Source organism: Sphingomonas sp. GW821-FHT09B04, from assembly GCF_059418285.1.
The window spans coordinates 294,403-316,167 of sequence record NZ_JBWKPO010000001.1; the positions used below are offsets into that span (position 1 = coordinate 294,403).

24 protein-coding genes are annotated in these 21,765 nt (G+C 66.7%); 13 read left to right on the plus strand and 11 right to left on the minus strand.

Going from position 1 to position 21,765, the window contains the following annotated elements:
• The first annotated feature begins 85 nt into the window (after positions 1-85).
• The gene (fdxA, locus tag AC07NK_RS01310; protein WP_495163463.1) at positions 86-427 is read left to right on the plus strand and encodes a ferredoxin FdxA; all 342 of its coding nucleotides are present in this window, start codon (positions 86-88) and stop codon (positions 425-427) included.
• A 6-nt stretch (positions 428-433) separates the two neighbouring features.
• Here the strand turns inward: fdxA and AC07NK_RS01315 are convergent, their stop codons facing one another.
• Entirely contained in the window at positions 434-1,312 is an 879-nt protein-coding gene (locus AC07NK_RS01315) for a tetratricopeptide repeat protein (protein WP_495168764.1), read from the minus strand.
• A gap of 254 nt (positions 1,313-1,566) precedes the next feature.
• On the opposite strand from AC07NK_RS01315, the gene AC07NK_RS01320 reads away from it, so the two are divergent.
• The 3 genes from AC07NK_RS01320 to AC07NK_RS01330 all read left to right on the plus strand — a co-directional run bounded on the left by AC07NK_RS01320 (position 1,567) and on the right by AC07NK_RS01330 (position 3,694).
• Positions 1,567-2,100 carry a CarD family transcriptional regulator gene (locus AC07NK_RS01320; protein WP_495163464.1) on the plus strand — a complete coding sequence of 178 codons (534 nt, stop codon included), beginning with the start codon at positions 1,567-1,569 and terminating at the stop codon, positions 2,098-2,100.
• Between the two features lie 110 nt (positions 2,101-2,210).
• Entirely contained in the window at positions 2,211-2,936 is a 726-nt protein-coding gene (locus tag AC07NK_RS01325; protein ID WP_495168765.1) for a head GIN domain-containing protein, read from the plus strand.
• 56 nt (positions 2,937-2,992) lie between these two features.
• On the plus strand, positions 2,993-3,694 hold the full coding sequence (locus tag AC07NK_RS01330) for a GIN domain-containing protein (RefSeq protein WP_495168766.1): 702 nt from the start codon (positions 2,993-2,995) through the stop codon (positions 3,692-3,694).
• 8 nt (positions 3,695-3,702) lie between these two features.
• Here AC07NK_RS01330 and pdeM read toward each other — a convergent pair whose 3' ends face one another.
• The 3 genes from pdeM to AC07NK_RS01345 all read right to left on the minus strand — a co-directional run bounded on the left by pdeM (position 3,703) and on the right by AC07NK_RS01345 (position 7,826).
• Positions 3,703-4,365, minus strand: coding sequence for a ligase-associated DNA damage response endonuclease PdeM (gene pdeM, locus AC07NK_RS01335; RefSeq protein WP_495168767.1), 663 nt, complete (start codon positions 4,363-4,365; stop codon positions 3,703-3,705).
• A 31-nt stretch (positions 4,366-4,396) separates the two neighbouring features.
• Complete coding sequence (locus AC07NK_RS01340; RefSeq protein WP_495168768.1) at positions 4,397-5,341, minus strand: aspartyl protease family protein; 945 nt, start codon at positions 5,339-5,341, stop codon at positions 4,397-4,399.
• A 76-nt stretch (positions 5,342-5,417) separates the two neighbouring features.
• A complete protein-coding gene (locus tag AC07NK_RS01345; protein ID WP_495168769.1) occupies positions 5,418-7,826 on the minus strand; it encodes a ligase-associated DNA damage response DEXH box helicase in 2,409 nt (802 codons plus the stop codon).
• A gap of 60 nt (positions 7,827-7,886) precedes the next feature.
• Here AC07NK_RS01345 and AC07NK_RS01350 point away from each other — a divergent pair, with 60 nt between their 5' ends.
• Positions 7,887-8,216, plus strand: a complete 330-nt coding sequence (locus tag AC07NK_RS01350; RefSeq protein WP_495168770.1) for a YnfA family protein — start codon at positions 7,887-7,889, stop codon at positions 8,214-8,216.
• Positions 8,209-8,907, plus strand: a complete 699-nt coding sequence (locus tag AC07NK_RS01355; RefSeq protein WP_495168771.1) for an NAD-dependent deacylase — start codon at positions 8,209-8,211, stop codon at positions 8,905-8,907. Before AC07NK_RS01350 ends, AC07NK_RS01355 begins: the two co-directional genes overlap by 8 nt.
• A 90-nt stretch (positions 8,908-8,997) precedes the next feature.
• Here the strand turns inward: AC07NK_RS01355 and era are convergent, their stop codons facing one another.
• The 3 genes from era to lepB are packed head-to-tail and all read right to left on the minus strand — an operon-like array spanning position 8,998 to position 11,471.
• Positions 8,998-9,903 carry a GTPase Era gene (gene era / locus AC07NK_RS01360; RefSeq protein ID WP_495168772.1) on the minus strand — a complete coding sequence of 302 codons (906 nt, stop codon included), beginning with the start codon at positions 9,901-9,903 and terminating at the stop codon, positions 8,998-9,000.
• An 18-nt stretch (positions 9,904-9,921) separates the two neighbouring features.
• On the minus strand, positions 9,922-10,587 hold the full coding sequence (gene rnc, locus AC07NK_RS01365) for a ribonuclease III (RefSeq protein ID WP_495168773.1): 666 nt from the start codon (positions 10,585-10,587) through the stop codon (positions 9,922-9,924).
• Positions 10,584-11,471, minus strand: coding sequence for a signal peptidase I (lepB, locus tag AC07NK_RS01370; protein WP_495168774.1), 888 nt, complete (start codon positions 11,469-11,471; stop codon positions 10,584-10,586). Before lepB ends, rnc begins: the two co-directional genes overlap by 4 nt.
• 115 nt (positions 11,472-11,586) lie before the next feature.
• Here lepB and pgi point away from each other — a divergent pair, with 115 nt between their 5' ends.
• The gene (gene pgi / locus AC07NK_RS01375) at positions 11,587-13,080 is read left to right on the plus strand and encodes a glucose-6-phosphate isomerase (RefSeq protein WP_495168775.1); all 1,494 of its coding nucleotides are present in this window, start codon (positions 11,587-11,589) and stop codon (positions 13,078-13,080) included.
• Positions 13,080-13,379 carry an alkylphosphonate utilization protein gene (locus AC07NK_RS01380; RefSeq protein ID WP_495168776.1) on the plus strand — a complete coding sequence of 100 codons (300 nt, stop codon included), beginning with the start codon at positions 13,080-13,082 and terminating at the stop codon, positions 13,377-13,379. Before pgi ends, AC07NK_RS01380 begins: the two co-directional genes overlap by 1 nt.
• Before the next feature lie 470 nt (positions 13,380-13,849).
• On the opposite strand, the gene AC07NK_RS01385 is transcribed toward AC07NK_RS01380, so the two are convergent.
• A complete protein-coding gene (locus tag AC07NK_RS01385; RefSeq protein WP_495168777.1) occupies positions 13,850-14,713 on the minus strand; it encodes an NAD(P)H-binding protein in 864 nt (287 codons plus the stop codon).
• Between the two features lie 120 nt (positions 14,714-14,833).
• On the opposite strand from AC07NK_RS01385, the gene gor reads away from it, so the two are divergent.
• Complete coding sequence (gene gor, locus AC07NK_RS01390; protein ID WP_495168778.1) at positions 14,834-16,180, plus strand: glutathione-disulfide reductase; 1,347 nt, start codon at positions 14,834-14,836, stop codon at positions 16,178-16,180.
• 33 nt (positions 16,181-16,213) lie between these two features.
• On the opposite strand, the gene AC07NK_RS01395 is transcribed toward gor, so the two are convergent.
• The gene (locus tag AC07NK_RS01395) at positions 16,214-17,551 is read right to left on the minus strand and encodes a dicarboxylate/amino acid:cation symporter (RefSeq protein WP_495168779.1); all 1,338 of its coding nucleotides are present in this window, start codon (positions 17,549-17,551) and stop codon (positions 16,214-16,216) included.
• Positions 17,552-17,622: 71 nt separating this feature from the next.
• On the opposite strand from AC07NK_RS01395, the gene glmM reads away from it, so the two are divergent.
• Positions 17,623-18,963 (plus strand): phosphoglucosamine mutase, encoded by a 1,341-nt coding sequence (gene glmM / locus AC07NK_RS01400; protein WP_495168780.1) that lies wholly within the window; start codon positions 17,623-17,625, stop codon positions 18,961-18,963.
• A 36-nt stretch (positions 18,964-18,999) separates the two neighbouring features.
• Here the strand turns inward: glmM and AC07NK_RS01405 are convergent, their stop codons facing one another.
• On the minus strand, positions 19,000-19,572 hold the full coding sequence (locus AC07NK_RS01405) for a hypothetical protein (protein WP_495168781.1): 573 nt from the start codon (positions 19,570-19,572) through the stop codon (positions 19,000-19,002).
• A 95-nt stretch (positions 19,573-19,667) separates the two neighbouring features.
• On the opposite strand from AC07NK_RS01405, the gene AC07NK_RS01410 reads away from it, so the two are divergent.
• Both AC07NK_RS01410 and AC07NK_RS01415 read left to right on the plus strand, forming a co-directional pair.
• Positions 19,668-19,892: a DUF1272 domain-containing protein gene (locus AC07NK_RS01410; protein ID WP_495168782.1), complete on the plus strand. Its 225-nt coding sequence runs from the start codon at positions 19,668-19,670 to the stop codon at positions 19,890-19,892.
• Positions 19,893-19,897: 5 nt separating this feature from the next.
• Positions 19,898-20,260: a DUF6463 family protein gene (locus tag AC07NK_RS01415; RefSeq protein ID WP_495168783.1), complete on the plus strand. Its 363-nt coding sequence runs from the start codon at positions 19,898-19,900 to the stop codon at positions 20,258-20,260.
• A gap of 1 nt (position 20,261) precedes the next feature.
• Here the strand turns inward: AC07NK_RS01415 and AC07NK_RS01420 are convergent, their stop codons facing one another.
• Positions 20,262-20,735: an Lrp/AsnC family transcriptional regulator gene (locus tag AC07NK_RS01420; RefSeq protein WP_495168784.1), complete on the minus strand. Its 474-nt coding sequence runs from the start codon at positions 20,733-20,735 to the stop codon at positions 20,262-20,264.
• A gap of 112 nt (positions 20,736-20,847) precedes the next feature.
• Between AC07NK_RS01420 and AC07NK_RS01425 the strand changes: the two genes are divergently transcribed.
• Positions 20,848-21,741, plus strand: a complete 894-nt coding sequence (locus AC07NK_RS01425) for an EamA family transporter (RefSeq protein WP_495168785.1) — start codon at positions 20,848-20,850, stop codon at positions 21,739-21,741.
• Positions 21,742-21,765 lie beyond the last annotated feature (24 nt).

Here is a 21,765-nt window from a genome sequence, read left to right on the forward strand (position 1 = left end):
CGTCTCTTGATTGACGCGCCCGGAGCACGGGCATAGCAGAGGCTGTCACACTGCCTTTCCGGGCGTTTCAGGGGCCGTAACTGCCATGACCTATGTCGTCACCGATGCCTGCATCCGCTGCAAGTATATGGACTGCGTCGAGGTGTGTCCGGTCGACTGCTTCTATGAGGGCGAGAACATGCTCGTCATCAACCCCAGCGAGTGCATCGACTGCGGCGTGTGCGAGCCTGAATGCCCCGCCGAAGCGATTCTGCCCGATACCGAGAGCGGGCTGGAGCAGTGGCTCGAGCTCAACAACACCTTCTCGGCACAATGGCCCAACGTCACGCGCAACGCCGGCCAGACCCCGGCCGATGCCGACGAGTTCAAGGGCAAAGAGGGCAAATACGACGCCTATTTCTCGCCGGAACCCGGCGCCGGCGACTGAGCCGTCTCAGTCGCGCTTTTCGAGCGCGTCCACCGATTGCTGCCATTGTGCCCGCCGCGCCGGATCGGGATCCTCGGCCGCAGCGGTCTTGAGCCACTGAACCCATTCGGGAATACGCGCGCGGTCGGCGATCTCTCCGTCCGGCGCGATCTGCTTGAAGATCGCCTGCGCGACGTGAATCGCGGCGTCCTTGCGTCCGCCATCATAGGCGACGCGCCACCAGCGCTCTGCCAGCGCACGATCGTGCGGCGTGCCGTCGCCGAACCAGTGGATCTGCGCGACCAGGAAGGCGGCATTGGCCTGTTTCTGCTCGGCCGCCATCGTCAGCCAGCGCCGCGCTTCGACCATATCCTTGGGCACGACCTTTCCCCGGAGCAGGAAGATCCCATAGTCGGCCTGGGCATTGGCATTGCCCGTTTCCGCCGCCTCACGGCATAGTCGAACGCCCCGCGCCGCATCGACCGGGCCGCCCTGCCCGTTGACCAGCAGATTGCCGAGCGCGCATTTCGCCTGCACCCAGCCAAGCTCCCCCGCCTGCGCGTACAGCGCGCGGCTGCGCGCAAGGTCTTTCGGCCGGCCACTGCCGCGTTCGAAGCATAGCGCCAGATTATGAGTCGCATCGCCGCGCTTGCCTGCACCGCGCTCGAACCATTGACAGGCCCGCGCTTGATCGACGGAAAGCCCGAGCCCGCCGAACATCAGTGCTTCGCCCAGCAGCTCTGCGGCAACGGCGTCGGAGGCGGCGAGCGTCTCGAGCTTTCGCCCGAACTCGCCGGCCGGCATCGAATTGCGCTGATCGAGCAGTGCGCGGACCGCGGGCGTCGTCGCGGGCGCGGCGGGGGCATCCGATGTCTGAGCTGCGATGAGCAGGATCATGGTAAGCATGCCCGGGATATGACCGGAACGCCGAACCCGCGCAATCATGGCGTATCGGCGGCTGGCAGCCGCGATCAGCCCGCTTTCGAGGGTGGTAATTTTATTTCATCTGTGTTAAATAGCGCGCCGGACGCGAGGAATCGCGTTTCGGTACTGGAGACCGTTGTTGATTTGCCCCGATCCCGCGTCTTCGTCTCGGTAACCGCACCGGACGATGCACGCAATCCCAAAGGGGCCACGTTGATTAGAAAGGCTTCCCACACATGGCTGCCAAGGCGCTGTCCTTCGATGTCGGCGATTATGTCGTATACCCCAAGCACGGCGTTGGCCGTGTGATCGAACTCCAGAAGTCGGAAATCGCGGGCATGCAGCTTGAGCTGTACGTGCTCCGCTTCGAAAAAGAGAAAATGACTCTCCGCGTTCCGACCAACAAGGCCGAGAGCGTCGGGATGCGCAAGCTTTCGAGCGACAAGACGCTCCGTGAGGCGCTCGACACGCTCAAGGGCAAGCCCAAGGTCAAGCGTACCATGTGGTCGCGCCGCGCCCAGGAATATGAAGCGAAGATCAACTCGGGCGACCTCGTGTCGATCGCCGAAGTGGTCCGCGACCTGTTCCGCGCCGACGACCAGCCCGAGCAGAGCTATTCGGAGCGCCAGATCTTCGAAGCCGCCGCATCGCGTCTCGCACGCGAGCTCGCTGCGATGGAACAGATCGACGAAAAGGCCGCGCTTGAGAAGCTGCTCGACATCCTGCGCGCCGCCGCAGCGATCTACAACAAGGACAAGGTGCCCGCGTAAAGCGGATGCTCTGTCGAACCGAAAGGGGCGGCCCGCAACGGCCGCCCTTTTTGTTTGCACCGCCTCGACACCAAGTGTATTATCAACACAACACACATAGGAGAGTCGCGATGAAGCTCGCCCTTGCCATCACTGCCGCCGTTCTTCCGCTCGCCGCATGCAGCTTTGCCAACGGCATGAGCGGCGACGTCGTCCAGCCCAGCGGATCGGGCAGCACCCGCAATTTCGATGTCTCGGGCTTTACCGAAGTCTCCTTGCGCGGCGCCGACGATGTCGAGGTCAAGACCGGCCCCGCATTCAAGGTCACTGCGGAAGGAGACAGTGCGCTGCTCGACCGGCTCGAGATCCGCAAGGATGGGGACTCGCTGCGCATCGGCCGCAAGGACGGCGACTGGAAATGGGGTGGCGACAAGGGCGCGAAGATCACGGTCACGCTCCCCAGATTGCTCGGCGCCAGCGTTGCCGGATCGGGCGACATGACCGTCGATCGGGCGGAAGGCAATTTCGACGGTTCGGTAGCCGGATCGGGCAATCTCAACATCCGGCAGTTCGTGGGCGGCAAGGCCGATCTCTCGATCGCCGGATCGGGTGACCTGCATGTCGCCGGAGGCCAGGCAACCGAGATCGAAGCCTCGATCGCCGGGTCAGGCGATATCGATGCAGCGTCGCTCAAGGCGACACGCGGCGAATTGTCGATCGCAGGTTCAGGCAATATCCGCACGCAGGTGACCGGAGAGGCCGATATCTCGATCGTCGGATCGGGGAATGTCGATCTGACCGGCGGCGCCAAATGTTCGGTCAGCAAGATGGGTTCGGGCGCAGCAAACTGCAGCTAGCGCACGCGGTCCGGCGATGCTTGCACATCCCGGTGGATTGATGCGATTCACCGGCGATGCGCACCGCCCTGCTGATCCCGCTCGCCCTTCTCGCCGCCGGGTCTGCCCCCGCGCCTGAAGAACGCCGCGTCCTGCTCACCGGCTTCGACCGGATCCGGATCGACGGCCCGTTCAATGTGCGCGTGGTCCCGGGAGCACCCTCCGCCACCGTCACCGGCGATCGCAACGCGGTCGACCGGGTGAGCATCCGCAATCAGGGCGGCGTGCTGGTGGTCGGCGTCAGCACCGCAACCTGGGACGGCTGGCGCGACAAGGAAGGGCTGGCGGCGATCACCGTCGCCGTTCCGCGGCTGCGCGCCGCCAATATCAACGGCGGCGGCAAGCTCGAGATCGCGACCATTACCGGCCAGCGCATCGATCTCGGCGTCAACGGCGCGGGATCGCTCACGGTGCGGAGCCTGACCGCCGATCAGCTGGCCACGACGCTCACCGGCACCGGCATCATCCGGCTCGATACCGGCACCGTGCGTACCGCGCGGTTCATGTCGTACGGCGCGGGGTCGATCGATGCCGCAGGGGTCGCGATCAACGACCTCACCGTCCACTCGCAGAGCGCAGGCGACAGCCGCTTCACCGCGCGCTTTACCGCCAGCGTCTCGACGCTCGGCACCGGCTCGGTCCGCGTCGAGGGCAACGCTGCCTGCCGCCTCGCCGGACCCGGCCCGGCAAGCTGCGCAGGGAAGGTCGAAGGACGCTAGAAAAAGACCTAGGCCGCAATCGGGAAGCGCAGGATCCGGTCTTCCAGCGCCACCAGCGCCTCGGCGCCGCGGCCTACCGCACGCACGATCTCGGGATGATGCGCATCGAGGCCGCCGGTCAGCGCCCCGAACGCGGGCAGGATCAGCTTGGTCGGGGTCGCGACGAAGCAGCGCCGCGCCACCTGTCGCCCGCGCAGCCGCACGCGCAGCTTGGGATGGAAATGCCCCGACAGCTCGGGCCGAATTTCCCCCGGCTCGGCCTCGTGCCGCAGCAGCAGTCCGTCGACCTCCGCCTCCTCAACGATCTCGCCACCGAGATGATCGGCAAGCGCGGCGTCGTGGTTGCCGGTGATCCACACCCAGCGCAGCGACCCGGTCAGCGCCGCCAGCGCCATCCGCGCCGCTTCGGGTAAACGCTCACACCCTTCCGAATCGTGGAAGCTGTCGCCCAGACACCAGAGTTCGCGCGCCTCGGTCCGCTCGACCAGCCCAGTCAGCGCCGCGAGCGTTGCCATCGAATCATAGGGCGGCAGCATCTGGCCCTTCAGCGCGAACCAGCTCGCCTTCTCGAAATGGAGATCGGCGACGATCAGCGCGTTCCGCGCCGGCCAGTAGAGCGCACCTTCGGACAGCGCGCAAAGGTCATGATCGGCGAACGAAAAGGGAACCATGGGGACGCTATCGCCGCACCGCGCGATCAGGTCAATCGAGCCGGGTTCCGGTCCTTCCCGCGCGCGGCATCATGAGCCGCAGCTTGCGGTCGGGGAAATCGATCTCGACCCGCCGAAAGGCCCGCAGCGCGTCCATCCCCAGCATCAGCGCCGGGCGATCGGAAAGGCCGAAGCGCTCGAAAGGCGGAACATCGGCAAAAGCGACCGGCAATTCCTGCAAGGTAACGCCACCCAGCTCGACACGATGCGCGATATGATAATTGGCGCTCAGCGTCTCGCCAGTGACGCTCGTCAGGGTGATCGGCCCCTTCAGCCTTACCCGCCGCAGCTTCTTTTGCAGCGCCATATTGCCCATGCTGATCTGCGATCCGGTGTCGAGCACCACCGTAACCTTGGTGCCTTCGAACCACGCCTCGGTAATGATGAGCTGCCCGAGAAGGCTCTTGGCGGTAATCACGATCTCGTCGGTGAAAGCCAGGCGCGGCGAGGGTTTGCCGCCCGCACGTCGCGACGGCCGCACCGCCATTTCATTCTTGTCGAAGTCGATCGATACCATGTGCGTGCGCAGCTGCTGGATTCCGAGCAGACCATGTGCACCCAGATGCGAGGCTTCGAGCGCGGGCGCATTGAAAGCGATCGCATCCCGCACCGGGCCGACCACAAGCGATGGGATCACCACCGTCGGCACGCTGGCGCTTCCAGTCATCGTCGTCAGCTTCACCCGTGGTCCCGCCGGCAGGCGCAACGTCCCCGCCAACTGGCGCGAGATCACCGAGCGTTCGGCGCCGGTATCGATGACGAAGGGCTGCGGCTTGGCGCCGTTGATCGAAACCGGTACGGTCATGCGGTCGGCAAGCGCACCGAGGGCGAGCGTACCGCTCCCATCATCTGCTGCCGCTGGTGCAGCAGCCTCCTGCGTCGCCGCGGGGGCCGCGGCGAGCATGATCAGCAAAGGCGTCAACAGGCGAAGCTGCATAGCACGCGCATTGTACGCCTGTTCATGCTGCGCAGCAAATGTCGTTGGTCGAAAGGTCGCGACGCTTGCGAAACGCTCAGTCCATCCGCATCGCCTCTGCGGCCAGCGCCTCCGCTTCGATCAGCATCGCGTCCTCCGCCGACCCCTGCGCGATCGACTCACGCCCGATCATGATCAGCACCGGCACCGCCATCGGGCTAACGCGATCGAGGTCGACATGCTCGATCGTGTCCGCCGCTGTATCGAGCAGATGCGCGAGCCGGCCGATATCGGTCATCCGCGCGCGCGCGTCGGCCCACGCCGCCTTGAGCAACAGATGGTCGGGCTCGTATTTACGCAACACGTCATAGATCAGATCGGTCGAAAAGCTGACCTGACGCCCGGTCTTTCGCTTGCCCGGCTGCTGGCGCTCGACCAGGCCGCCGATCACCGCCACTTCGCGGAACGCGCGCTTGAGCAGCGCCGATCCCTGCACCCACTCGACGAACTCATCCTCAAGAATGTCGGGCAAGAAGAGCGGCGCGGGATCCTCGATCTTCTCGAGGCCATAGACCGCCAGCGCATAGTCATTGGCGACGAAGCCCGTGGGCTTCAGCCCCATCGCCTCCATCCGCCGCGTGATCAGCATCCCCAGCGACTGGTGCGCGTTCCAACCCTCGAAACAATAGGCGACCATATGGTGCCGTCCGCCATGCGGAAAGGTCTCGACCAGCAGCTTGCCCGGCGCCGGCAGCCGCGAGCGCCAGGACTGCACCTCCAGCCATTCGCGCACATCCGCCGGGAACCGCGCCCAGATTGCGGGGTCGTCGAAGAAGCGCCGCACCCGCGCCGCCAGCGTCGAGGTGATCGCCAGCCGCGCGCCCATATAGGAAACATAGCGTGCCTGTTTTGCAGTCGCGCGGACAAGGATGTCGGTGACCTCGATCCGTTCGACCTCCAGCGCCAGTCCCGCGAAAAAGAAGCGATCTCCCGGCGACAGCGACGCGCCGAACGCTTCTTCCACCCGGCCCAGCTTCCGCCCGTTGCGGAAGCGCACCTCCATCATCGGCGCCTCGACGATGATGCCCGCGTTCAACCGATGCTGCGCAACAAAGGCGGGCTTGGTCACCCGCCACAGACCATCGTGATCCCGCGTCAGCCGCTTGAACCGGTCGTACGCGCGCAGCGAATAGCCGCCATCGGCGATGAAGTTCAGCACCCGCTCGAACACGTCTTTAGTCAGTGCCGAATAGGGCAATGCGCCCTGCACCTCCCGCAGCAATTCCGCAGCATCGAACGGCGCCGCGCAGGCCAGCCCCATCACATGCTGCGCCAGCACATCGAGCGCGCCGGGGCGGAAGATGTCGGGATCGAGCTCGCCCGCCTCCACGGCATCCAGCGCCGCGCGCGCCTCCAGATACTCGAAGCGATTGCCCGGCACGAGCACCGCCTCGCTCGGTTCGTCGAGCCGGTGGTTGGCGCGTCCGATCCGCTGCAACAGCCGCGAACTGCCCTTGGGCGCTCCCATCTGGATCACGCAATCGACGTCGCCCCAGTCGACGCCGAGGTCGAGGCTCGCGGTGGCGACCAGCGCGCGCAGCCGGCCATCGGCCATCGCCTGTTCGGCGCGCTGCCGCGCTTCGAGGCTCAGGCTGCCATGGTGCACCCCGATCGGCAGCTTAAGCTCGTTCACCTTCCACAAATTCTGGAACACCAGCTCGGCCAGACCGCGCGTGTTGCAGAAGATGATCGTCGTCTTGTGCATCTCGATCTCCGCCATCACCTGCGGGATCGCATAAAGGCCCGAATGGCCCGCCCACGGCACGCGCCCCTCGGGCAGCAGGATCGCGATATCGGGATCGGCGCCCTTCTCCCCCCGCACCAGCTCGACCGCATCGATCTCGCCATGCGGCGCGAGCCAGGCGCGATAGCCGTCGGGGTCGGCTACCGTCGCCGACAGCGCCACGCGGCGCATCCCGGGCGCCAGCGTCTGGAGCCGCGCCAGCGCCAGCGCCAGCAGGTCGCCGCGTTTGCCGGTGGCAAAGGCATGGACCTCGTCCACCACCACCGTCTTCAGCCCCGCGAACATCAGGAAACTGTCCTCGTACGACAGCAACAGGCTGAGCGATTCGGGCGTGGTCAGCAGGATCTGCGGCGGCCGCGCACGCTGGCGCATCTTCTTTTCGTGCGGGGTGTCGCCGGTTCGCGTCTCGACCCGGATGTCGAGCCCCATCTCCTCGATCGGGGTCAGCAGATTGCGCTGCACATCCACCGCCAATGCCTTGAGCGGCGAGATATAGAGCGTGTGCAACCCCTCGCCCGGCTGCTCGATCAGCTCGGTCAGTGTCGGCAGAAACCCGGCCAGCGTCTTGCCCGCCCCCGTCGCCGCGACCAGCAGCGCGTGGCGCCCGGCCCGCCCCGCCGCGAGCATGTCGAGCTGATGCCGCCGCGGCGTCCAGCCGCGCGACGCGAACCATTGCGCAAGAACTTCAGGGAGTTCGCTCATTCGCCTCATATAGTCATCGCGGCTACGCGCCCGCCACCGATTGCGCTAAGCCCGCATGCGATGACCCTGTTCGCCTATGTTCTCGCCGCCTTTGCCGAGATTGCCGGGTGCTTCGCCTTCTGGGCGTGGCTGCGGCTCGACAAGTCGCCGCTGTGGCTGATCCCCGGCGTGGCCGCGCTGATCGTCTTTGCTTGGGCGCTGACGCTGATCGAGACCAGCCATGCCGGGCGCGCCTATGCCGCCTATGGCGGGATCTACATCACCGCCGCGATCGCATGGCTGTGGGCGGTCGAGGGCGCCCGGCCCGACCGCTGGGACGTGATCGGCGGCGCGGTCGCGCTGCTCGGCACCGCGATCATCCTGTTCGGGCCGAGGGGGACGAATGCCTGATATCCGCAATATCGTCATCCTCACCGGCGCCGGCGTGTCCGCGGAATCCGGCGTCGCCACCTTTCGCGGCCCCGGCGGGCTGTGGGAGGGACATCGCGTCGAGGATGTCTGCACCCCGGAGGCGCTCGCGCACGATCCGGTGCTGGTCCATCGCTTCTACGACGAACGCCGCGCGAAGCTGACGGCCGTCGCGCCCAATGCCGCGCACCACGCACTCGCCCGGCTCGACGCGGCGTGGCCGGGCGAATTGCTGCTGGTCACGCAGAATGTCGACAATCTGCACGAACGCGCCGGCTCCAAACGCCTGATCCATATGCATGGCGAGCTCAATTCCGCGCTCTGCGCCGAGTGCGATGTGCGCCAGCCGTGGACCGACAGCCTGCCGCCGCGCACCCGCTGCGCGACATGCGGCGCACCGGCGCTTCGCCCCGACATCGTCTTCTTCGGCGAGATGCCTTACCGGATGGACGCGATCGACGCGGCGATCTCTCGCGCCGACCTGTTCGTGTCGATCGGCACCTCGGGCGCGGTCTATCCCGCCGCGGGCTTCGTGCGCACCGCGCGCTATCACGGTGCCGACACGCTCGAACTCAACCTCGACCGCTCCGAAGGCAGCGCGTGGTTCGGGGAAAGCCGCCTCGGCCCGGCGGGCACGCTCGTGCCTGAGTGGGTGGACTCGCTGCTCGGCTAGAGCGGCCCGCCCTTTGAAACCTCCGTCACCCCGGCCTTGTGCCGGGGTCCACTCAGCCTCCCGGGATGACGGGAAGCCGACGGCTTCGACCTACTCGACCCAGTCCAGCCCGATATCGCGATACAAAGTGCGATCGTCCTCCCAGCCCGGCCGCACTTTGACGTGCAGGTACAGGTGGACCTTGACCCCCATCAGCCTGGCCAGTTCGGCCCGGGCCCGCGCGCCGATCTCCTTGATCCGGCTGCCACCCTTGCCCAGCACGATCGCACGCTGCGTCTCGCGCCCGACCAGGATCTGCTGGTGGATCTCGACCGACCCGTCCTCACGCTCCTTATACTGCTCGGTCTCGACCGCGCTGGCATAGGGCAGCTCGGCGTGGAGCTGCAGATAGAGCTGCTCGCGCGTGATCTCCGCCGCGAGCATGCGGTCGGTCGCGTCGGACACCTGATCCTCGGGGAAATGCCACGGCCCTGCGGGCATCTTGGCGGCCAGCGCAGCCTTCAACTCCGACACGCCATCGCCAGTCGTCGCCGACACGAAATAGGTGTCGTCGAACGCGCCCAGCTCGTTGAGCGTCGCGGCATGGCCGAGCAGCCGCGGCTTGTCGGCGATATCGACCTTGTTGAGGATCAGCAGCTTGCGCTCGCGCCGGTCCTTGAGGCTCTCGGCGAGCCCGCGCACCTTCGGCCCGACCCCGCCCTTGCCGTCGACCACGAGCGCGATCAGGTCGGCATCCTTGGCGCCTTCCCACGCCGCCGCGACCATCGCCCGGTCCAGCCGCCGCGACGGATCGAAGATACCCGGCGTATCGACCAGCAGCAGCTGCGTATCGCCCTCGATCGCGATGCCCATCAGCCGCACGCGCGTCGTCTGCGCCTTGGGACTAACGATCGCCACCTTCTGGCCGACCAGCGCGTTCACCAGCGTCGACTTGCCCGCATTGGGCGCGCCGACCACGGCAACCAGGCCGCAGCGTTGTTCTTCTACGTTATTCACTTGGTCTCCGTAGCCGGTCTAGCCGAGCTTCTCCAGCAGCGCCGTCGCCGCAGCGGTTTCCGCTTCCTGTTTCGAGCTGCCTTCGCCCTCGGCTTCGGCGAGCTTGCCGATCACCGCGCGCACCTTGAAGCGCGGCGCATGCCCCGGCCCCGAACGCTCGACCAGCTCATATTCGGGCTGGCGGCGATTATTGGCCGCAGCCCATTCCTGTAACGCCGATTTGGGGTGTTTGGGAGCGGATGCCTGCGCATCGATCCGGCTGTCCCACAGCCGTCGCACCAGCGCCCTGGCCGTCTCGAACCCGCGCTCGACGAAATGGGCACCGATCAGCGCCTCCATCACATCGCCCAGCACATTGTCGCTCGACGCCGCGCCGTCGTCGCGCGCCTGCTTGCCCAGCTTGAGGTGCGCGGGCACGCCGATTTCGCGCGCCACCTCGGCACAGACCTGCCCCGTCACGAGCGAGTTGAACCGCCGCGACAGCTTGCCTTCGGGTTCGTCCGGAAAGCGCTCATATAGCCATTCGGCGATCGTCAGCCCCAGCACCCGGTCGCCCAGAAACTCGAGCCGCTCGTAATTGGCCGCACTCTGGCTGCCATGCGTCAGCGCGCGCTCATAGCCCGCGAGGTCACCCGCGGGGCTGCCCAACACCCCCGCCAGCCAGTCGGCCAGCTTCTCGGTCAAAAGCCTTCCCCGATGCGGCTCCACCGCGCCGCGCTGAACCAGGTCCAGGGCAGCACCCATTGCGCGCCGCCATCGGTGGACCAGAAATTCACCACCGCCTTGCCTTGCAGATTCTCCATCGGCACGAAGCGGATACCGCCGCGGTTCTGCCCCATGCTGTCGAGCATCGGCACGAAACGGCTGTCGGCGCTATTGTCGCGATTATCGCCCATCAGGAAGACATGGCCCGCAGGGACCGTGAACAATTCGGTATCGTCGGCACCGGGGTTGAACCCCTCGTCGAGGACTTCATAGCTCTTGCCGCCCGGCAGCGTCTCGCGGAAGCGTGGGATGCGGCAAAGCTGGGTGCCGTTCGGCCCCGATTCGACGAACCTGACATCGCAGCCACCGTCCACACCGGGACCCGCGACCGGGAAATTGGGGCTGATCGGCACCACGAAGTCCGCGATCGGCTGCTTGGGGATCGCCTGACCGTTGAGGACCAGCTGGCCATTGCGCATCTGCACCGTATCGCCGGGCAGGCCGATCACACGCTTGATCCAGTCGGTGTCGTCGGTCGGCGGCGCCTTGAACACCACCACATCGCCGCGCGTCGGATCCTTGGCGAAGATGCGGCCCGGGATCAGCGGCAGGCTCCACGGCAGCGAATGCTTGGAATAGCCGTAATTCCATTTGGTGATGAACAGAAAGTCACCCACCAGCAGCCGCGGCAGCATCGATCCCGACGGGATGCTGAACGGCGCGAAGATGAAGCTGCGCACCACGAACACCAGGATCGCGAGCTTGACGAGGAAGCTCAGCGTATCGCGCCATTCGGAACGCGGCTTGGGCGTGTGGATGGGAGCGGGCTTGATGCCGGAATCGGTCGGGGCGGTATCGTCCATGTCGCTGCTCTGCGCGGGCCATGTGGCAGCGTCAAGGCGGTGACGTGCAGCACCCATCTGGCGATGCCCGAAATGGCACGCTACATGGCGCCCCGAATTCAACAGGAGACAGGCAGTGAGCACCCCCGACTGGACCGCGATCGAAAGCCTGCCCCGTACCCCGCTGACCCAGCTGTTCGCCGCCGACGCGGACCGGCTGGCTTTGCTCTCCACCGATGTCGCGGGCATCCATTTCGACTTCTCCAAGACGCATCTCGACGGCGCCGCGCTCGATGCCTTCGCCGCGCTGGCCAAGGCCACTGACCTCGCCGGCAAGCGCGAAGCGCTGTTCGCGGGCGAGGCGGTCAACGTCACCGAAGGCCGCCCTGCCGAGCATAGCGCCGAGCGCGGCGAAGGTTCGGACGACAGCGTCGCCCGCGCCGCCGCGTTCCACGCCCGCATGCGCGGCCTGATCGACGCGATCGAGGCCGAAGCGCTCGGCCCGATCCGTCACATCCTGCACATCGGCATCGGCGGCTCAGCGCTCGGGCCCGAGCTGCTGATCGACGCGCTCGGCCGCGAAGGCGGGCATTATGACGTCGCCATCGTCTCCAACGTCGATGGCTGCGCGCTCGAAGAGGCGATCGCCGATTTCGACCCGCACGCGACGCTGATCGCGGTCGCGTCCAAGACCTTCACCACCACCGAGACACTGCTCAACGCAACCAGCGCGCTCGACTGGATGCGTGAGCATGGCGTCGAGGATCCCTATGGCCATGTCATCGCGCTCACCGCTGCGCCCGACAAGGCGATCGAATGGGGTGTCGACGAAACCCGCGTGCTCCCGTTCGCTGAATCCGTGGGCGGCCGCTATTCCTTGTGGTCGTCGATCGGCTTCCCCGCCGCGCTCGCGCTCGGCTGGGATGCGTTCGAGGCGCTGCTCGAGGGCGCGGCCGAGATGGACCGCCATTTCCGCCTGACCGACCTCAAGAGCAACGCCCCGGTCCTCGCCGCCTTCGCCGACCTCTATTACACCCAGAATCGCGGCTGCGAGACGCGTGCGACCTTCGCCTATGACGAACGCCTCCGCCTGCTCCCGCCCTATCTCCAGCAGCTCGAGATGGAATCGAACGGCAAGGGCGTCACCGCCGACGGCCAGCCGGTCGGCCGTCCGACCGCGCCGATCACCTGGGGCGGCGTCGGCACCGACGCGCAACATGCGGTGTTCCAGCTGCTGCATCAGGGCACCCGCCTCGTCCCGCTCGAGTTCGTCGCGGTGATCGAGCCAGGCGACGATCTGGCTGAGGATCACCATCGCCAGCTGCTGATCAACGCCTTCGCGCAGGGCGCCGCGCTGATGGCCGGCCGCGCCAATGCCGATCCGGCGCGCGCCTATCCCGGCGACCGCCCCTCGACCACGATCCTGCTCGACGAGCTCGACCCGCGCACGCTGGGCGCGCTGATCGCCTTCTATGAGCAGCGCACCTTTGTCAGCGCCGCGTTGCTCGGCATCAACCCGTTCGACCAGTTCGGGGTCGAGCTGGGCAAGGAAATGGCCAAGGCCGCGGACCAGGGCGGGCAGGATTTCGATCCCTCGACCGACGACCTCATCCGGCGGGCGTTCGGATGATGTCGGGCGACGAGTATGTTTATGACGAGGCGAGCGGGGAATGGGTCCCCGCCTCGCAGCTCGCAGCCCCGCCTGCGGGCGAGACGGTCGAAGTCCGCGATTCGGTCGGCAACCTCCTCGCCGACGGCGATCAGGTCACGCTGATCAAGGATTTGACCGTCAAGGGCGCCGGCCAGACCTTGAAGCGCGGCACCCTGATCAAGTCGATCCGCCTCACCGGCGACCCACAGGAAATCGACTGCAAATACGAAGGTATCAAGGGCCTGGTCCTGCGCGCGGAGTTCGTGCGCAAGCGGTGAGGGTTAGGGGGATTGCCCCTTTGGAGGGCATGCATGTCATATACTTCCGCTGATCCTTGGTTTGGCGTGGTGTTGAAGGCCGCAGGGTGGAACGAAGTGGCGCCATTCTGTGAGTTTAGAAAAGATCATCGAAGAATTGTCTTTGATACTAGCAGCTGGATGGAATTCTCGACGGACACGAATCCGAGTATCTCTGGTCTCCCGGTCCCTGAGAGAGGAGATGAACGTCGGACGCTAGACCTCATCGAGAGCGTGTTCGCCGCAGAGGAAGAAGCTATGAAGCGGTGACTGTTGCGGGGTAGGCAAAACGACTCGGTCAGCGACCAAGCTCCCCGTCACCCCGGCCTTGTGCCGGGGTCCACTCAGCCTCGCGGACTGACCTCCAGCCTCTCGTCCAGAACCAGCCTCCCGGTGGACCCCGGCACAAGGCCGGGGTGACGGTGGAGGTGTGGGTAGATATCGCTGTGGTCTTACGCCACCTCCACCTCCCGATCCACCAGCGCCGCGATATACTTCGCCAGCCGCACCTCGCCGCGCACCGGCGCATCGGGCAGTTCCAGATCATCCACCGTTGCCGCCGTCATCCGCGCATAGCTCTCCGCCGCGGGGCATGAGAAGCCGATCGCCTTGAACGCCGGCACCCACTGCTCGCGCGGAATGGTCTCGACGCGTACGCTGCGATCCAGCGCCGCGGCAAAGGCGTTGGCGACGTCCTGCGGCGTGTAACGCTGCGGTCCCTCGGCGAAGAACACACCGGTGCGATCGTCGGTCATCAGCGCGGCGGCGTGCTTGCCCAGATCCTCGGGCGCCGCCATCGGCAGCTCGAAATCACCGTCGAACATCGTCCGCAGCACGCCCGCTTCGCGCACCTCCTCCAGATTCGCCGCCCAGTTGCTGAAATAATAGGCGCCGCGATTGATCGCGAACGGGACCGGCTGCTCGGCCAGCCCCTTCTCGAGCTCCCACAGCGTGTTGAGGTCGCCGCACCGCTCGCCGGGCTGCGCACCATAGGTCGATTCGGCGACCAGCTTCTCCAGCCCCGCCCCCTCGGCCGCAGTCAGGATCGCCTCGACCGTGCGGCGCTCCTGCGCATCGGTATCGGTATTCGGCGCGGCCGGCGGGTTGAGCAGGAAGGCGCGCGTGCCGGTGCAAAGGACATCGGTCAGCGCGCGCACGTCGAGGATGTCGGCGATCGCGACGTTCGCGCCGCTATTCTCCCATTCCCGCACCTTCGCGGGGTCGCGGCTGACGATCGTCACCGGCTCGCCCGCGGCGAGCAAGGTGCGCGCCACCGCCGAACCGACATTGCCGGTCCCCCCAAGGATGATGTGCATCGGATCTCTCCTTCGCCAGCAAAACCCCCGAGCAGGGTAAGCCGATCCGTTGGCATCCGCCCTCCGCACGCCTATCTCCCGCTCCTGCGCGACGAACCGGCGCATGAGCGGGAGCAAGTGATGGCCGACTTCGACTACGACCTCTTCGTCATCGGTGCGGGCTCCGGCGGCGTCCGCGCCAGCCGCGTCGCTGCCGCGCACGGCGCGAAGGTCGCGATCGCCGAGGAATATCGCGTCGGCGGCACCTGCGTCATCCGCGGCTGCGTGCCAAAGAAGCTGCTCGTCTATGGCGCGCATTTCGCCGAAGATCTGAAGGACGCCCGCCGTTTCGGCTGGAACGTCCCCGATTGCGACTTCGACTGGGCGGTGCTGCGCGACAATGTGCTGGCCGAGGTCGACCGATTGAACGGCGCCTACACCCACACGCTCGACAATCACGGCGTCGAGGTCATCCACGAACGCGCCACCGTCTCCGGCCCCAATGAAGTGACGCTGGCCAGCGGCCGCAAGATCACCGCCGGCAAGATCCTGATCGCGGTCGGTGCCCGCCCCGCCGTCCCGCATTGCCCGGGCAGCGAGCATGGCATCACCTCGAACGAGGTATTCCACCTCGACGCGCTGCCCAAGCGCGTGCTGATCGCGGGCGCGGGTTATATCGCCAACGAATTCGCCGGCATCTTCAACGAGTTCGGCAGCAAGGTCACGCTGATCAACCGCTCCGACGTGATCCTGCGCGGCTATGACGAGCAGATCCGCGACCGCCTGCTCCAGATCAGCATGACCAAGGGCATCGACTTCCGCTTCCATGCCGAATTCCGCGGGATCGAGAAGCAGGCCGACGGCAGCCTCAAGGTCAGCATGACCAACCATGAGCCGATCGAGGTCGATTGCGTCCTCTTCGCCACCGGCCGCGTCCCCAATACCGAGGGACTGGGCCTTGCCGAGGCCGGGGTCGAGCTCGACGCCAAAGGCGCGGTGGTCGTCGGCGCGGACAACAAGTCGTCGGTCGAGTCGATCTATGCCGTGGGTGACGTCACCAACCGCGTCCAGCTCACCCCGGTGGCGATCCGCGAAGGACAGGCCTTCGCCGACACCGTGTTCGGCAACAAGCCGACCGTCGTCGACTATGACTGCATCCCCGCCGCGGTGTTCAGCCACCCGCCGATCGCCGGCGTCGGCCTGACCGAGGGGCAGGCCAAGCAGAAATACGGCTCGGTCCGCGTCTACACCTCGGACTTCCGGGCGATGAAGAACGTCCTCGCCAACCGTAACGAGCGCGCGCTGTACAAGATGGTGTGCGAGGCGGATTCGGGGAAGGTGCTCGGCCTCCACATGATCGGCCCCGATGCGCCGGAAATCCTTCAGGCCGCCGCTATCGCGGTCAAGGCCGGCCTGACCAAGGCCGATTTCGACCAGACCGTCGCGCTCCACCCGTCGATGGCCGAAGAGCTTGTGCTGATGAAATGAGCCGCGCCGCCCCGGCTCGCGCCGGGGCGATGCTCAGCCTTCGTTTCTGAGAAGCCGGTCGGATTCATCCTCCAGCCCGTCCTCGCCGCCGGTATGCAGGCTCACCACGCGCGTCGCGCTGACGTCCATCGCGACGTTGCCGAGCGTGCGGAACAGGTCGGGGATCGTCTCGACCGCGACCAGCAGGCCGAGCATCGGGAGCGGTACGCCCATCGCAGTCGCGATCGGCGCGATCGAGCTGACGAAGCTGATCGTACCGGGCAGGCCGACCGCGCCCATCGTCGTGATCGCCGCGACCACCCAGCCCGCCGCAAGCTGGCTCGGCCCGAGCTCGATCCCCAGCAGATGCGCGACATAGATCGCCACCGCGAAGTTCATCGCGGGTCCGGTCCAGCGGAAGATCGCGACCGCAATCGGCAGCGCCACGCCCGAATGTGCCGCGGGGACGCCCAGATTCTCGGTCGCCTTGAGCATCGCCGGCAGGCTGGCGAGCGACGATTGGGTCGAGAAGGCGACCGCCTGTGACGGCGCCACCGCGCGGATGTAGCGCATCGGCGAAACCCGGCCCGCCAGGATACCGAACGGCGCCGCGAGCAGCCACATAACGATGCCGACGCCGCACAGGATCGCGACATAATGGAGCAGCGCGCCGAACGCCGCCGTCCCCGCCCTTGCACCGACCATATAGGCCAGCGCCGCGACGCCGATCGGCCCGAGCCACAACACCCAGTTGATCACCACCAGCATCGTGTTGCCCAGCGCCTCGAAGAAGCGGGTCAGCGTCTCGCGCTGTTCCTTGGGCAGCCGCGTCAACGCGAAAGCGAACACGGTGGTGAACAGGATCAGCGGGAGGAACGCGTCGTTCGCCGCCGAGGTCACCGGGTTCGACGGCACCATCGCGACGATGAAGTCGACGAACGGCGGGATCGTGCCGATCTCGGGCGTCTTGTCGGCGAGTGCGCCCTGCAGCGCCTGCGCCGAGGACGAAGCGAGCGGGAACAGGTCGAGATAGAAAACCGTCAGTGCGCCGCCGAGCGCCGAGGAAACCCACAACAGCGCAATGAAGGTCAGGAATGCCCGGCCCGCCAGCCGCCCCGCGCGCGCCTTCTCCGCGGTCGCCGAAATGCCGGTGATCAGCAGCGAGACGACCAGCGGGATGATCGTCATCTGCAGTGCGTGCAGCCAGATGGTGCCCACCGGGGCGATCCAGTCGGCTGCGACGAGCGCCCGCTCGGGTGCGGTGGCGGCGGCGCCGACGCCGATCACGAGCGCGGCGACAAGGGCGATCAGGATGCGTACCGGCTGCGCGCGGTTCGACGGCCCCAGCACGATGCGGATCAGAGAGGCGAAGGTTCGGAAGATCAGCGACATGCTCGCCCTTGAGAAAAAGCGGCGCTATGACCGCCTGCCAGAAAGACGGCAACGTCGCAAAGCAGGCGGATATGGCAAGGAAATATTTCGGCACCGACGGAATTCGCGGCAAGACCAATGTCGCGCCAATGACCGCAGCGATGGCGATGCAGGTCGGCATGGCCGCCGGCGCGCACTTCCGCCGCGGCGATCACAAGCACCGCGTCGTGATCGGCAAGGACACACGCCTGTCGGGCTATATGATCGAGAACGCGCTGGTCGCGGGCTTCACCAGCGTCGGCATGGATGTGGTGCTGGTCGGCCCGATGCCGACCCCTGCCGTCGCGATGCTCACCCATTCGATGCGCGCCGATATGGGCGTGATGATCTCGGCCAGCCACAACCCCTATGCCGATAACGGCATCAAGCTGTTCGGCCCCGACGGCTACAAGCTCTCCGACGCGGACGAGCACGCGATCGAGGCACTGATCGACGGCGAGATCCCGCTCGCGCCCGCCCCCGATATCGGCCGCGCCAAGCGGATCGAGGACGCCAGGGGCCGCTATATCCACTTCGCCAAATCCACCTTCCCCGAAGATCTGCGCCTCGACGGGCTCAAGGTCGTGGTCGATTGCGCCAACGGCGCCGCCTATCAGGTCGCTCCTTCGGCGCTGTGGGAGTTGGGCGCGGAAGTTGTCGCGATCGGCGTCAACCCGAACGGCAAGAACATCAACGATCAGGTCGGCTCGACCGCGCCGCTGACGCTGTGCGAGACCGTGGTCGCCTCCGGCGCGCATATCGGCATTGCGCTCGACGGTGACGCCGACCGGCTGATCGTGGTCGACGAGCAGGGCGAGGTGGTCGATGGCGACCAGCTGATGGCGACGATCGCCGCCGGCTGGGCGCGGCAGGGGCGGCTTCGCGGGGGCGGCATCGTCGCCACGGTCATGTCCAATCTCGGCCTTGAGCGCTATCTCGCGACCCACGGCCTCGGCCTCGAACGCACTGCCGTCGGCGACCGCTATGTGCTCGAGGCGATGCGCGCCTCCGGCTATAATCTCGGCGGTGAGCAGTCGGGCCACCTCATCCTCTCGGACTATGCCACCACCGGCGACGGGCTCGTCGCCGCGCTTCAGGTGCTGGCCGAGCTGGTCCGCGCCGGCGTTCCGGCGAGCGAGATGCTCCACCGCTTCGACCCGCTGCCCCAGCTGCTCAAGAATGTCCGCTTCTCGGGCGGCAAGCCGCTCGAGAACGACACGGTCAAATCGGTGATCGCCGCCGCGCAGGCCGAGCTCGACGGCACCGGCCGCATCGTCATCCGCGCCTCTGGCACCGAGCCGGTGATCCGCGTGATGGCCGAAGGCGAAGACCGGGCACAGGTCGAGGCGATCGTCGACCGCATCTGCGACGCGGTGCGCAAGGCAGCGGCGTAGCGTTTGATCCGCTGCGCTGAAGCGGCACCCGCCCGGCTAGCCGTTCCGGGCCGGGCAGGACGCCTGTTGCTCGGGCGAGTCGGGCGCCACCCGCTTTCCGTTCCTGGGATTCCACGCACCCGGTAGCGCCACGGTCAGGTTCAGGCCGTCGCGCCAGCCCGCCGGCTGCACGACCAGCACGTCGAAACCGGCCGGGCACCATTTCAACACCATGGTCTTGCGGTACACGGTGCTGACGCTGCCGCCCGCAGCGAGTGCGGCGGCATAGCCGTAACCGCCATCGGTATTCGGCTTGCCATAGACTCGTTCCAGCGCCTGCATGCCGAGATCGTAGCAGCCCGCCCCCTTGATCTGCAGATCGATCGTATAGACCGCGTTTCCCCGATCGCGCTTGTAGAGCCTGGCCGCGCATTGCGCCGCAAATGCCGTGCCCTTGCCGCCCGGAAAGGCGCGCTTCAGCTCTTGCGGACTGCGTCCCAAATAAGCGGCGAGCAGCGCGAAGGGATCGGCAGCCCGCGCGTCGATCCACGGCGTAGCGACAACGGTCTGGCCGCTCGTCGGCGCTGGAAGCAAGAGCAACCCGATCGTCGCGCCGAATGCCTTCCGCATGTCCTGTCCTCCCACCCGCGACACGAGGGTAAAATGGCGCCGCGCGCAGTGCAATCATACTTCCCGCCTCCGCCAAAGGAGGCTAGTCGCCGGTCATGCTTGAGATGCGCCCCGATTGCGAACGCTGCGGCACCGATCTGCCCGCCGATCAGGGCGGCGCGTTCATCTGCTCGTTCGAATGCACCTTCTGCGCGGACTGCGCCGATTCAATGGACGAGGTCTGCCCGAACTGCGGTGGCGAATTGCTCGACCGGCCCGCGCGCGTGGGCGATGCACTCAAGCGCAATCCGGCGAGCACGCAGCGGATGTTCAAGGGCTGAGCGGGGTGGGCACGCCCCGCCGCTGGATCGGTCGCTGGTTCATCGCCGTCGCGCTGCTGCACGGCATCGCCACCTTCTTCCTCTATGCCGCGCCGCTGCAGGAGATGGCCGGCGCCGGGCTGATCGCCACCGCCGACGATTATTCGCTACGCGCGACGGCCTATTGGTTCCTCGCCTTCGCTCCGGTGCTTGGCGTCACGGGCCTGCTGATCGATGCGATGGAGGCGCGCCGCATCGCGGTTCCCTTCAGCGCTGCGCTGCTCCTGCTGCTCACTCTGATCGCCATGGTGGCGGTGATGCCCGCCAACGGCGCGTGGCTGCTGTTCCCGCCGGTCATCGCCCTGCTGCTACGCGCGCGTCGGGGCTAGCTCAGCCGGCAATCGGGATCGGGCTCAGCTCCTTGAGCTGGCGGATCACCACCAATGTCTGGAACGCGCGCACCCGCGGGTTGGCAGAGAACAGCCGCACCACCGTATCGTCATAGCTCTCCATGTCGCGCGCGATCATCTTCACCGCGATGTCGAAATCGCCAGTGACGTTCCACGCCTCGATCACCTCGGGTTCGGCACGCAGGATCGCCATCATCTCCTGCGTCGTCCGCGCATCCTCGCGCTCGAGCGTCACCATGACCAGCATCGACAGCGGCCAGCCCAGCGTCTTTGGCCGCACCATCGCGACCTCGCGCTCGATCGCGCCGATCGCACGCAGCCGCCGCATCCGGCGATAACAGGCCGGCACCGACAGCCCCACCGCCCCGGCGACCGCCGTCATCGGCCGCTGCGTGTCCTGCTGCATCAGCTCGAGCAGCTTGAGGTCGAAACTGTCCAGCGCGTCATTTCGCATCGCGAACGTCCACCTTGTCGATAAAAATTATCGACATAACGTCAAAATCGAGCGCCTTTGTCAAAACCTCCCGGTAAATTGCCGATGACAACGTTTTCCCCGAGTGAGTCCCATGACCGTCCTTGCTTCCCGGCCGGCGCCCGCGCGCGTCGATGTCCTCGCCCTGCTGACCTTGCTCGCCGCGATGATCTCAGTCGCGACCGGCGCGTCGTTCGCCAAGACGTTGTTCCCCTCGGTCGGGCCGGAGGGGGCGACGACGCTGCGTCTCATCATCGGGGCGATCATCCTCTCGGCGATCTTCCGGCCGTGGCGGCTGGACTGGCGCGGCGGCTGGCGCTCGCTCGCCGGCTACGGCCTCGTCCTCGGGCTAATGAACCTGACCTTCTACAAGTCGCTGACCTTCATCCCGCTCGGCATTGCCATCGCGATCGAGTTCATCGGGCCGCTCTCGGTCGCCGTCCTCACCTCGCGGCGCAAGTCCGACCTCGTCTGGATCGGTTTCGCGGTGGCGGGCCTGTTGCTCCTGCTTCCACTCTGGGGTGGCACGACGCAGCTCGACTGGCGCGGCATCGTCCTCGCGCTGATCGCCGGTGCCTGCTGGGCGGGCTATATCCTGCTCGGCAAGCGCGCGGGTGAGGAGCATGGCGCGGGCGCCGTCGCGGGCGGGATGATCGTCGCCGCGCTGGTTGCGGCGCCGGTCGGCATCGCCCATGCCGGTACCGCGCTGCTCCGGCCGGAGATTCTGCTGCTCGGCGTCGCCGTCGGCATCGCGTCGAGCGCGATCCCCTTCGCGCTCGAGATGATCGCGCTGCGCCGCCTGCCCTCGAACACCTTCAGCACCCTGATCAGTGCGGAGCCGGCGATCGGGGCGATGGTCGGCTTCCTCCTGCTCGGCGAGTATCTGTCGCCGCTCCAATGGTTCGCGATCGCGCTGGTCGTCTGCGCCTCGGTCGGTGCCGCGCTGGGCAGCAAGACCCCGGTAGTCCAGGAACCTGCACCGCTATGATGACGCCCGGCTCGGATCGGGTAT